10 protein-coding genes are annotated in these 12,007 nt (G+C 42.2%); 1 reads left to right on the top strand and 9 read right to left on the bottom strand.

The features are described from left to right. The 8 genes from pknB to HMPREF2893_RS04035 all read right to left on the bottom strand — a co-directional run. On the bottom strand, positions 1 to 1,466 hold a 1,466-nt coding region (gene pknB / locus HMPREF2893_RS04000; protein WP_070674503.1), incomplete at its 3' end, for a Stk1 family PASTA domain-containing Ser/Thr kinase. Then, positions 1,463 to 2,203, bottom strand: coding sequence for a Stp1/IreP family PP2C-type Ser/Thr phosphatase (locus HMPREF2893_RS04005; protein WP_049486055.1), 741 nt, complete (start codon positions 2,201 to 2,203; stop codon positions 1,463 to 1,465). The genes pknB and HMPREF2893_RS04005, both read right to left, overlap by 4 nt. 21 nt (positions 2,204 to 2,224) lie before the next feature. Continuing rightward, positions 2,225 to 3,523: a 16S rRNA (cytosine(967)-C(5))-methyltransferase RsmB gene (gene rsmB, locus HMPREF2893_RS04010; protein ID WP_398577636.1), complete on the bottom strand. Its 1,299-nt coding sequence runs from the start codon at positions 3,521 to 3,523 to the stop codon at positions 2,225 to 2,227. 4 nt (positions 3,524 to 3,527) lie between these two features. Beyond that, positions 3,528 to 4,463 (bottom strand): methionyl-tRNA formyltransferase, encoded by a 936-nt coding sequence (gene fmt, locus HMPREF2893_RS04015; RefSeq protein WP_070674509.1) that lies wholly within the window; start codon positions 4,461 to 4,463, stop codon positions 3,528 to 3,530. Between the two features lie 11 nt (positions 4,464 to 4,474). Continuing rightward, complete coding sequence (locus tag HMPREF2893_RS04020) at positions 4,475 to 6,883, bottom strand: primosomal protein N' (protein WP_070674512.1); 2,409 nt, start codon at positions 6,881 to 6,883, stop codon at positions 4,475 to 4,477. A gap of 63 nt (positions 6,884 to 6,946) precedes the next feature. Continuing rightward, on the bottom strand, positions 6,947 to 7,261 hold the full coding sequence (gene rpoZ, locus HMPREF2893_RS04025; RefSeq protein WP_003010339.1) for a DNA-directed RNA polymerase subunit omega: 315 nt from the start codon (positions 7,259 to 7,261) through the stop codon (positions 6,947 to 6,949). A gap of 25 nt (positions 7,262 to 7,286) precedes the next feature. Then, positions 7,287 to 7,919 (bottom strand): guanylate kinase, encoded by a 633-nt coding sequence (gene gmk, locus HMPREF2893_RS04030; protein ID WP_061591373.1) that lies wholly within the window; start codon positions 7,917 to 7,919, stop codon positions 7,287 to 7,289. A gap of 106 nt (positions 7,920 to 8,025) precedes the next feature. Beyond that, positions 8,026 to 9,633: a ribonuclease Y gene (locus HMPREF2893_RS04035; RefSeq protein ID WP_049492366.1), complete on the bottom strand. Its 1,608-nt coding sequence runs from the start codon at positions 9,631 to 9,633 to the stop codon at positions 8,026 to 8,028. A 234-nt stretch (positions 9,634 to 9,867) separates the two neighbouring features. Here HMPREF2893_RS04035 and HMPREF2893_RS04040 point away from each other — a divergent pair, with 234 nt between their 5' ends. Next, entirely contained in the window at positions 9,868 to 10,350 is a 483-nt protein-coding gene (locus HMPREF2893_RS04040) for an S-ribosylhomocysteine lyase (protein WP_024054576.1), read from the top strand. Positions 10,351 to 10,578: 228 nt separating this feature from the next. Here HMPREF2893_RS04040 and HMPREF2893_RS04045 read toward each other — a convergent pair whose 3' ends face one another. Then, complete coding sequence (locus HMPREF2893_RS04045) at positions 10,579 to 12,003, bottom strand: cell division site-positioning protein MapZ family protein (RefSeq protein WP_024055087.1); 1,425 nt, start codon at positions 12,001 to 12,003, stop codon at positions 10,579 to 10,581. Between the last annotated feature and the right edge of the window lie 4 nt (positions 12,004 to 12,007).

The raw sequence follows: 12,007 nt of genomic DNA on the forward strand, positions 1-12,007 counted from the left end.
GGAGCTGGGGTTTGTTCAAGAACTGTCCCTGCAGCATAATCGAAGGTCTCAACTTCTTCAATCGTGATCATTTTGCTTGATACTTTATAAGTATTTTTCAGATCTTCCTCTGCTTTAGCTCGTGTTTCTCCTACATAGTTTGGCATTTCAAAACTATTTGGACCTTTTGAAACAATCAAATCAATGCGACTTTGTTCTTTCTTTTGAGCACCTGCATTTGGATTGGTCCGAATGACATAGCCTTCTGCAACCGAATCACTGTACTCTTCTTTCTCTTCACCGACTTGAAGGTCTTGTCCCTCAATAACCGCTCTAGCTTCGGCAATGGTTTTGCCGGAAACATCTGGAACTGTTTTATTGGCTGGACTCATATACAACAAGAAAGTAAAGGCTGCAAGAACTAGTGCAATGGCAACAAACAATACCTTGTAGCGCGCCCGCAAGCGTCTTCTTGGCTTTTTACTTGGTGCCATTGTCTGCTGGTCAGATAATGGTCGATTAGGATCTACCGAACTGATTTCACTGCGTACCTCAGAGATTGGAACAGGAGCCGTCTTTGGAGTTGGACTCACTTTTGGAAGAGTCTTTGTATCAGCTTTCGATTGATCTTCAAAAATCAGTTTTTTCTCATTTCTTCTCTCGTAGGACAAGCAACTTGAAAGGTCCACATACATCTCTGCCACTGATTTATAGCGATCCGTCAGTTTTTTAGCTGTCGCTTTGATCACCACATTTTCTAAAGCTTGTGGAACATTCTTATTCTCTTCCCGAATAGATGGGAGTGGCTTTTGAAAATGCTGCAAAGCGATTGTAACTGCACTATCTCCATCATAAGGAATGTGTCCTGTCAACATCTCATAGAAAATGATCCCCATCGCGTAGATGTCACTTTGCACCGTAGCTTTTGAACCGCGCGCCTGCTCAGGGGACAAATAATGAACCGACCCCAACATCGAGTTGGTCTGAGTCAAACTAGTCTCTGCGAAGGCCACTGCAATCCCAAAGTCTGAAACTTTTGCTGTTCCATCTGGTGTCAAGAGAACATTCTGTGGTTTTAAATCTCTATGGATAATGCCACGCGTATGGGCAAGACGCATAGCTAGAAGGATCTGCCCCATCAAACGAACAGCTTCTTCATTTGATAAAGGAGCATTTTCTTTGATATAGCGTTTCAAGTCTAAACCTGCAACATATTCCATTGCAAGGTATTGTTGCCCTTCTTCTTCGCCAATGTCTGTAATCCGAACGATATTTGGATGGTCCAGCTCTGCCATCGCCTTTGCTTCACGCTGAAAACGCGCAACTGCAATGGGATCCGTCTGGTAATTCGTACGCAGTACCTTGACTGCAACTTCTTCCCCATCCAAAATCAAATCACGCGCAAGATAAACATCTGCCATCCCGCCGCGTCCAATTTGTTGGATGATTTTATATCGCCCGGCAAAAATTTTGCCGATTTGAATCATGCTGCGTCCTCCTCAGTAAAGTGGAGCAGTACAACGGTGATATTATCCAAGCCTCCAGCATTATTGGCAAAACGAATCAAGGTTTGAGCTTTTTCTTCCAGTGAAACATCACTCAAGACAATGTCTCTGATTTCATCTGGGCCAATCATATTGGTTAAACCGTCACTATTGATCAAAATATAATCATCTGCTTCAACCGTCACCAAACCATAATCCGGCTCTAACTCATCTTTTTGACCAATGGACTGAGTGATGATGTTACGTTGAGGATGATGGGCAGCTTCTTCCTCTGTAATTTGACCAGCTCGCAAAAGAGCATTTACAAGAGAATGGTCACTGGTCAACTGCTGGTATTCGCCCTGACGAATGAGGCCAATCCGTGAATCCCCAACGTGGGCATAAATCACTTGTCCTTCTACAAAAGCCAAGGCTTCTAGTGTCGTTCCCATTCCTTTGTGCTCATCATCTTGCCCAGCCAAATGAATCCGACGATTCACAGCTTCTAAATGTTCTGCAAACCATTCCCGTACTTGATTAACCGTCTCGATCTCAGAAGAAACCCAAGCCGCACCTAGGTCTGTGACTGCCATTTCACTAGCAATATTTCCGGCACGGTGTCCTCCCATACCATCAGCAAGAAAAACCATCGGTTTTCCTGCCTTGTTTGTATATTGATTTGCATAGTCTTGGTTATTTGTCCGTCTTTGACCTACATCGGTTAAGATCGTCATATCCATACTGTCAGTTTCCTCCTGATATTATGAGATTCTCTTAAAACGACTAATAAAGAAGCCGTCGCTTCCATATAATTCGGGTGTAATAAGGATACAATCATTTTTAAGAATATCTTTTCTTTCGTGATCCAATGGGACTTGTTCGAAATTTGGATGGTTTTTCAAAAATTGGTCCACCACTTCAAAATTCTCTTTGCCCATAATTGTACACGTACTGTACACTATTATACCACCTTTACGCACACTTTGACAAACACTATCCAGGATTGCCAATTGAATAGCTTGTAAAGATACAAAATCTGCACTCTCTTTATTGTACTTGATATCAGGCTTTCTCCGTATCAAACCAATCCCTGAACAAGGCGCATCCACCAAAATTTTATCGAAAGCATCAGGTCCAAATGTTTCAAAGACTTTTGTCGCATCTAACTTCTTTGTCAAAATTTTGTCCGCAACATGGAGCCGATTGGCATTTTCTTGAATCAATTTCAATTTATGATCATACAGATCCAAGGCTGTGACTTTCCCAGTTGTGAGATAAGAAGCCAGGTGAGTCGTCTTTCCACCTGGCGCCGCACAGGCATCTAAAACCCACTCATCTCCTTGCAAATCCAAAGCTGGTGCCACCAATTGACTGGACTCGTCTTGAATAGTAATGCGCCCTTCTTTAAACAAGGAATGCGCCGCAAAATGTCCCTGCTCTTTCACGAGAGCGGACGAAGCAAGTAGAGAGGAGGTTGCTTCGAGTAGCTGAGCCAACTCTTCTTTTTCGTCCAAATCAATCACACGAATACTGGATTTATTACGCTGATAGAGACTCTTAAAAATAGCGCAAGCACGTTCTTCACCGTATTCTTCGATCAATGCTTTGACCAACCATACAGGTAGGGAATACTCTACCGAATAACGTTTGTTCTTTCGCTTGATCGTATCAACAGCTGGTAGCCCCTCGCGGAGGAGCTTTCTAAGAATAGCATTGACAAACTTCTCACTGCCTTCTTTACGACGTTTTGCTATCCGGACAGCTTCATTGACGATGGCATGATCGGGAATTCGGTCTAAATAGACAAGTTGATACAAACTCATCATCAAAAGATAATAGAGCCAAGGATCTAATTTCGTCCGGTCTTCAATTACGTGGGCGAGATACCACTCGAGTGTTATCTTCCGTGCTACAGTACCGTATACAACTTCCGTAACAAAGCTTCTATCCTTATCTGAAAGTTGAGAATGTTCCAGCGCTTGATTTAAAGCAATATTAGAATAAGCTCCCTGTTCAAAAACCTCTTCTAACACTCGAACGATCTGTTCACGCGCATTCATTTGTTTAACTTTCAAAGTGATCTCCTACTTTCAATTGACGGCCAGCGCCATTCAAAAAGTCTGTGATGGACATTTTTGGTTTTCCTGCCGGCTGCACAACTTTGAGGGACAATGCGCCTTCTCCTGCAGCGACCACCAACTCTTTTTTGGTCAAAGCAATCACTTCTCCTGGATTTCCATTTCCTTCGCATAGCTCTGCTTCATAAACTTTAAAGCGCTGACCATTTAATAACGTATGAGCAACTGGCCAAGGATTCATCCCCCGGATCTGGTTAAAGACTTGGCGATTGGTTTTGGTCCAGTCCAAAACCTCTTCTTCCGGTAAAATATTCGGTGAAAATGTGACCAAACTTGGATCTTGTGGACTTGGCTTGATCTCCCCTGCCAGGTATGCTGGCAAAGTATCTAGGAGTAGGTCACGTCCAAGGACAGACAATTTTTCAAACAAGGTTCCCACATTGTCCTCATCTAAAATTGGGAGAGAACGAGTTGCAATCATGTCTCCGGCATCCATTTCCTTGACCATTTCCATAATTGTAACCCCAGCTTCTTCATCACCATTGATCAAGGCATAGTGAATGGGAGCTCCACCTCTATATTTAGGCAATAAAGACGCGTGGACATTCACCGCAAATTGGAAGTTCTCCAACAATTTTGTCGGTAAAAATTGTCCAAAAGCAGCGGTCACAATTCCATCTGCATCTAGTGATAAGAGAGTTTCCATTTCTGGACTACCCGATAATTTCTCCGGCTGAAGAACCGGTAGTTGATGTTCCAAAGCTACCTGCTTCACCGGGGTCATTCGAATCTCTTTTTTGCGACCTACTTTGCGGTCGGGTTGAGTCACAACCGCCAGAATTTCATAGCGCGAATCTGCTAACAATCCCTTTAAAACAGTCGCTGAAAAATCAGGCGTTCCCATAAAAATTAATTTTGTCATTTCTTTCTTCCTTACATGAAACTTTGAGGTTCATTATCAATACTGACACGTAGATCTTGGTTGCCTCTTTCTTGCGTAAATTCTAAGATTTGATTCAAGACCTGTGTCATACCTACTTCAAAACGATATTTCACAATGATTTGATAATGATACAAATTATGTGTGCGTGCAATTGGTTTAGGTGTTGGTCCTAAGATTTGGACCTGATCAGATAAGCCAGATCGGAGAATTTCCATGACCTGATGTGACTTCTCCATCACCATTTCCTCACTCTTATGAGATAGGGTTAGTCCAACTGTGAAGTAATAAGGCGTATAGCCTAACTGCCGGCGAATCTGCATTTCATAGGCAAAAAAACCTTCATAATCTTGGTCTTTGGCAAATCGAATCGCATAATGATTGGGGTTGTAGCTTTGAATGATAACCTCTCCTTCTTTCTCTGCTCGTCCGGCCCTTCCTGCCACCTGAGTCAAGAGTTGAAAGGTTCTCTCAGAGGATCGATAATCCGGTAAATTTAAAGAAGTATCCGCATTCAAGACACCCACTAACGTCACATTTGGAAAATCCAAGCCCTTCGCAATCATTTGCGTCCCTAACAAAATATCCGCTTCTCCATTCCCGAAAGCATCTAATATCGCTGCGTGGCTCCCTTTTTTTCGAGTGGTATCCACATCCATGCGCAGAATTTTAGCTTCAGGAAAGATCTCTTGTAATTCATCATAGGCTTTTTGCGTTCCTGTCCCGTAATAACGAATAGAAGGACTTTGGCAATTTGGACAGTGTCGAGGAATCGCTTTACTATAGCCACAATAATGACAGTTCATGGTTTTAGTATCCATATGGAGGGTCAGTGAGATGTCACAATTGGGACAAGTATCTACAGTTCCACACTCGCGACACATGACAAAACTGGAATAACCACGGCGGTTCAACATCAAGACAACCTGCTCTTTTTTCTGCAAGCGATCAGCAATAGCTTCCACTAGAACCGGAGTGAAGTTACCAGCTTCATTTTGGCCAATATAATCACGAAAATCAACGACTTTAACTTCTGGAATTTTGGCTGCCGGATTGGCCCGCTGGGTTAGACGAATTAATTCATAAACCCCTTTTGTTGCACGAGCCCGTGATTCTAAACTTGGTGTAGCAGATCCAAGAAGCAAGACTGCTTGATTGTACTGAGCCCTTAGGACTGCGACATCCCTTGCGTGGTAGCGTGGATTACTATCTTGTTTGTAGGAAGCCTCGTGCTCCTCATCAATAATGATCGCTCCGATGTTTTTTAAAGGAGCAAAGATGGCTGAGCGTGCTCCAACGACTACCTTGGCCTCCCCACGTTCAACTTTTCGCCATTGATCATACTTCTCACCATTTGATAAGCCCGAGTGTAGAATGGCTACTTCCTGACCAAAACGGGAAATAAAACGATCCGTCATCTGTGGCGTCAGGGAAATCTCAGGAACCAACATAATAGCCGTTTTCCCCTTATTTAGAACTTCCTGAATAATCTGCAGATAAACTTCTGTTTTCCCACTTCCAGTCACACCTTCTAATAAGAAGGGCTTTGATTCTTTCCCAAGTTTAGAAACAACTGTTTTTACAGCCTTTGATTGTTCTGGATTTAAGACTAAAGCTCGGGTTTGTTTTTTTCCTTCATAGTAAGATGCTGCCCGATTCACTTCTCGTTCGGTAATTTCTAATATATCCTGATCAATAAAATAGGCCACTACTTCTCGTGAAAAATCCTGATACAATCCTGCTAAAGGTTGCTCCTCTTGCTCTAGCAACAGGCGTTCTTTCAATACTAGTCTTTTTTTAGCTCTCGCAGTCGGTTGCAGTTCTTTTAATCGTTCCTGGTTAACGCGATACCATTTTTCTGTTTTAATTTGTTTCTTATCCTTGGCCTTGTATTCAAGTACCAAATCACCTTTTCTGACCAACCGCATCACTTGGGCTTGATCGGCCACATCTAGAGAAGAAAAAGAAACTTCATTTTTTTCACAAAAAAGTTTCTCTTTGAGAGTTGGATCCAAAGATGGTTGAGGATACAAAATCTTGTCATAACTGGAATTAAGAAGTGAGGGAAGCATGGCTTTTAAAATTGTTATTTTGTAGGAAAAGACACTTTTTCGCAATTGATCTGCCAACCAGAACTGCTCTTGATTTAAGACTGGAGTGTAGTCTAATACCTCTCCAATCGCCTTCAATTCCTCGCTTGTATCTGCCTCTTCTACAACGTCTACCACAATCCCTTGAATGAGGCGATTCCCTTTACCAAAGGGAACATGAACTCGCATTCCCGCCTCAACCATATCTTCAAATTCTGATGGAATCTGATACGAATAGGGTTTATCTGTCTGCATCAATGGGACGTCTACGATGACTTTTGCTATCACTTTTTCACCTCCAGCCTCTATCATATGAGCTTTACTTTATCACGGAACCCTTTAAATAGCAAAAAATAAGATTGAGAAGCCCCAACCTTAAATTTTTTCACCATCTTCTTTTTCTTTGGCAATTTGTTCCTTAATTTTGCGCTCTTCTTCTTCTTTGCGAATCCGCTCTGCTTCAATCCGACGACGAAGCGCTTCACGTTTTGCTTCTGGATCCGGGTGAACAACTACGTTTCCGGACTCAATTTCTTCAAGCGCTTGTAATGTTGATTTAACTGATTGGAATTCTTGAGTGGGTACTGCACCACTTTCCAATTCGTGGGCCCGTTTTGCCTCAAGAATGACCAATGAATATTTTGATGGTACTTTGTCAAGCAATGTATCAATAGAAGGTTTTAACATCATATTCCTATACCTAATTTCTAATTATTTATCTCTTCACAATAGTTTGTGTTTTTGGTAACATATCCAGATAATGGCCAATGACACGGTCTACACGGAAATGCTCTGCTTCGATCACACGTTTGACACGCTCAGCAGCAAGAGGAACCTCGTCGTTCACAATGGCGTAGTCATATTCACGCATCATGGCGATTTCTTCTTTTGCTTTTTCAATCCGTTGCGCAATGACTTCTGCACTATCTGTCCCGCGACCAACTAATCGATCTTGCAATTCATCCAAATCAGGCGGAGTTAAGAAAATAAAAACTGCATCTGGAACTTTCTTCTTTACTTGAAGTGCACCCTGAACTTCAATTTCAAGGAATACATCGATTCCCTCGTCCAAGGTTTCATTCACATAGGTTAAAGGAGTCCCATAGTAATTTCCAACGTACTCAGCATACTCCAACATTTGCCCTTGACGGATCAAATCTTCAAATTCTTCACGTGTACGGAAAAAATAGTCGACACCATCCACTTCACCTGGACGTTGTGCACGCGTCGTCATCGATACAGAATACTGAAACTGATTGTCCGAGTTTTCAAAAATTTCTCGTCTGACCGTTCCTTTTCCAACCCCCGAAGGGCCAGAAAATACGATTAATAAGCCACGATCCGCCATGATTTCTCCTTCAATGTCTTTCTAACTAGTGTAACAAAAAACGGCCTAATTTTCAACTGATTTTTTCATTCAAAAAGCTTGAGATGCTAGATCTCAAGCTTTTTGTTTATTTTGCGTAATCGACTGCACGCAATTCTCGAATAACGGTAACCTTAATGTTTCCAGGATATTCAAGATTAGATTCGATCTTCTCACGAATATCATGAGCTAAGATCGTCACTTTATCATCCTTGATTGCCTCAGGGCTAACCATAATACGGATTTCACGACCTGCTTGAAGGGCGAAACTTGTCTTAACTCCTTCAAAACTATTTGCAATTTCTTCAAGATCTTGCAAGCGTTTGATGTAGCTTTCAAGTGACTCACTTCGTGCTCCAGGTCGAGCTGCACTCAAGGCATCCGCTGCAGCGACAATGACTGCGATGACACTTTCGGGTTCCACGTCACCATGGTGACTGGCAATGGTATTGACCACCACTGGGTGTTCCTTGTACTTCCGTGCCAATTCTGTCCCAATTTCAACGTGACTTCCTTCCACTTCACGGTCAATCGCTTTTCCGATATCATGTAAGAATCCTGCACGTCGTGCCAAGGTAGCATTTTCACCCAACTCGCTAGCAATAATACCAGAAAGTTTGGCAACTTCAATGGAGTGACGCAAAACATTTTGACCATAAGAAGTACGGAATTGCAACCGTCCCATGATTTTCATCAAATCTGGATGGAGGTTTGGCGCACCGATTTCATAGGCAGCGGCCTCACCGTATTCACGAATACGATTGTCAATTTCCTGACGGTTCTTCTCAACCAGCTCTTCGATGCGGGCTGGATGGATCCGACCATCTTTGAGAAGGCTCTCCATTGTCATACGGGCAATTTCACGACGAATCGGATCAAATCCTGACAAGGTCACCACCTCAGGCGTATCATCGATAATCACATCGACACCTGTCAAGCTCTCAAAGGTACGAATATTGCGTCCTTCACGACCGATAATACGGCCCTTCATGCTATCATCTGGCAAATGAACCGTTGAGTTTGTTTGCTCAGCAACAAAATCACCTGCCATTCGCTGCATAGCTTGCACGAGAATGTCTTTTGCGATTTTATCAGAACGTTCTTTCACTTCCAATTCAGCATCACGAATCCGTGAGGCAATTTCTTTTGAAAGTTGCTCTTCCGTCTGACTCAAAATAATGTCACGCGCTTCTCCTTGACTTAGAGCAGCGACACGTTCCAGTTCTTCTACTTTCTTGTGTTCAAGCTCTTCCAGCTGTTGTTCACGCGCATCAATGTGTTTAGTTCTATCTGTAAGACTTTGCTCTTTGTGTTCAAGAGACTGTTCTTTGCTTGTTAAAATGTCGTCTTTGCGATCAAGATTGCTAGCACGTTCTGCCAAACGGCTTTCTAATTGCTTCAATTCTTGTCGTTCTGACTTAAACTCAGCATCGACCTCTTCACGATATTTTCTGGCTTCTTCCTTTGCCTCCAAAAGTGCTTCTTTTTTAAGTGAACTTGACTCATGCTTCGCCTCTTTTAAAATCAAATCGGCTTCACGTTCAGCCTGTCCACGTAAATTCGTTGCTTCTTGTTCAGCATTCAAAAGGGTGAGTTCCGCAGCTTCTTTTGAAGCTTTCATTTTAAGAGCAGTTCCCACATATCCAATGACTAAACCAATGACCGCGGCAAAAACACCTGTAATAACAAAATTCATGCTTTTACCCCAAATCTATTTAATTAGTTGAATTAAAAATTCTTTTTCATTTTACCATAAATTACTAAAATTAACAATCTAAAAAAACAGGAAAAACCTTTTATATTTTTGTTTAACGCTTGTTCTTTTATCCACGTTTCTTTCATGGAACATCTGTTAGGAATTCATTTATTTCCACTTTGTTGAATCTGCTTTTTTATGCTATAATCAAGAAAAACAAAGAAGGATTTGAGTATGACAAAAGAAGTAATTGTTGAAAGTTTTGAATTGGACCACACGGCTGTGAAGGCTCCCTATGTACGCTTGATTGGGGAAGAAACTGGACCCAAAGGAGACATCATCTCCAACTTTGATATTCGTTTAGTGCAACCCAATGAAAATGCGATTCCAACGGCAGGGCTCCACACGATCGAGCACCTTCTTGCAATGCTTATTCGCAAACGCATCGATGGTATGATTGATTGTTCCCCATTTGGATGTCGCACCGGTTTTCATATGATCATGTGGGGACAGCATTCGAGTACGGAAATTGCTAAAGTAATCAAAGAATCTTTAGAAGAAATTGCATCTGTCAGCACTTGGGAGGATGTGCCAGGCACAACCATTGAGTCTTGTGGAAATTACAAGGACCACAGCCTCTTCTCAGCCAAAGAATGGTGTCGCCTGATTCTAGATCAAGGAATCTCAGATGATCCATTTGAACGTCATCTTGTTTAATACGAAAAAGAGGCTGGGACAAAAGTCCTAGCCTCTCAATTGTTTTTGGATTGTCGAGCAAGACGCAGTGGTTGAGTGGGCTCTACTACGCTGATTTCATCAGTTTTTACAGCCCTACTCAACTGTGCGGAGGTGGGACGACGAAATCGAATTCTAACGAATTACCGATTTCTGTCCCACTCTCTTTTTTTTGTCATTTTTCCCAAAAAGGGGATGTCTGATCAAGCATTAATAATCCAGAGCATCTGAATGACCTTTTCCGTTTCCTACGAAATAACCAGTTTTGGCATTGATACTAAAGAGATAGGTTCCATCTGGTTTGAAGAGGTTGTAATAGCCATTACCGTTAATGATATTGACACGCTCTAAAATGTATTGATTGCCAGTGATATGTCCACGTTTACGAGCAATGTTCAATACTTTTTCAAGGATCCCATCACCAAATATCCAAGCTGGGTTATTCACATCATTGATAGCCGCTTGATTATACGGCACACGGCTCAAGTTCCGCTGAAGTGGGACACCATCGCTTGGAAGACCGTACCCTGAATAGCCTGGGTTTGCCGTTCCTGCACTACCTGTAGCAGCATTGACAGCTGGGGCCGTAGGCGTTGCTGCTTGAGCTGGGACTGGAGTTGCATTAGAAGTATCTGTACCTCCTGTTCCAGTCACTGGTGCCGGTGTCGCAACTTGTTGTGAACGTCCTTGCGCAACTGCTTCATTCAATAAGCTATCTAATTTTTCATTGCCTGTCTTTGTTTCTGCAAAGGTCGCATCACTTTTCGCTTTGGCAGTTGCATCAAGAACTCCATCTTTGATGACTGGAGAACTGAATTGAGAATTCACTTTTTGAATAGCAGAAACTTTCTTCACAAGGTCTTCATATTTTGTTTTAGCCGCATTATAATCACTGCTTCCTTCTAATTTGTCCAGCAGTTTTTTAAGATTTTCCAAGTCTCCAAATTTATCATTTTTAAGAGAACTTTTTGATTCATCTACAAAAAAGGCATCGTAGGCTTTGGTAAACTCTTCCAATTTTTGAGCTTGTGTTTCACTGCTACTTGATTTAGAAGTAGAAGATGACTTGCTAGATGAAGACGATACAACAGTTGTACCACCAGATTTCCCACGACTGTGCATCCAGTTATAGGTCACAAAAATGGCTGACCCGACAATCGCTAGACCTAATGCAGAGTATAGAACTGCTTTGATTCGTTTACCCGCATTGCTTGGTGTTTCCTCAGGAAGCTCCTCTGCTTCTACAATTGGTTCAGTTGGTGTGGGTCCAAATTTAATCTTAGCAGGTAATTCTGTTGAGATAGCATCCATTTCAGGCCTTTGTTCCAAGACCGTTTCCGTCACTTCCGGTGCCGCCACTGCTTCAGCTACTTCTGCAACTGTTTCTGTAGCTGCCAACTCTTCAGCTTTAGCCAATTCTTCTTTGGCCAAAATTTTTGTATCGTATTTTTCAGCTTCAATTTCTGCTCGGTGTTGTTTGATGTATTTGTCTAAGACATTATCACCTTCAGTGACACCTGCTTCGATTTCTTCTGCCTTTCGATTGGCCTGCCCAATCGTCATCTCTTTAGCATCTTCAAACTCTAAAATTGATTCTGTTTCTTGCTCTAATGGCTTTTTATCCTTCTCTGTCATAAAA

It is taken from the genome of Streptococcus sp. HMSC072C09, assembly GCF_001813105.1.
Classification (GTDB): Bacteria; Bacillota; Bacilli; order Lactobacillales; family Streptococcaceae; genus Streptococcus.

Excerpts from the sequence above, each read along its gene's own strand:
- HMPREF2893_RS04005 (WP_049486055.1), bottom strand. The coding sequence starts at position 2,203 with ATGGATATGACGATCTTAACCGATGTAGGTCAAAGACGGACAAATAAC.
- rsmB (WP_398577636.1), bottom strand. The coding sequence starts at position 3,523 with ATGAATGCGCGTGAACAGATCGTTCGAGTGTTAGAAGAGGTTTTTGAA.
- fmt (WP_070674509.1), bottom strand. The coding sequence starts at position 4,463 with ATGACAAAATTAATTTTTATGGGAACGCCTGATTTTTCAGCGACTGTT.
- HMPREF2893_RS04020 (WP_070674512.1), bottom strand. The coding sequence starts at position 6,883 with ATGATAGAGGCTGGAGGTGAAAAAGTGATAGCAAAAGTCATCGTAGAC.
- rpoZ (WP_003010339.1), bottom strand. The coding sequence starts at position 7,261 with ATGATGTTAAAACCTTCTATTGATACATTGCTTGACAAAGTACCATCA.
- gmk (WP_061591373.1), bottom strand. The coding sequence starts at position 7,919 with ATGGCGGATCGTGGCTTATTAATCGTATTTTCTGGCCCTTCGGGGGTT.
- HMPREF2893_RS04035 (WP_049492366.1), bottom strand. The coding sequence starts at position 9,633 with ATGAATTTTGTTATTACAGGTGTTTTTGCCGCGGTCATTGGTTTAGTC.
- HMPREF2893_RS04040 (WP_024054576.1), top strand. The coding sequence starts at position 9,868 with ATGACAAAAGAAGTAATTGTTGAAAGTTTTGAATTGGACCACACGGCT.
- HMPREF2893_RS04045 (WP_024055087.1), bottom strand. The coding sequence starts at position 12,003 with ATGACAGAGAAGGATAAAAAGCCATTAGAGCAAGAAACAGAATCAATT.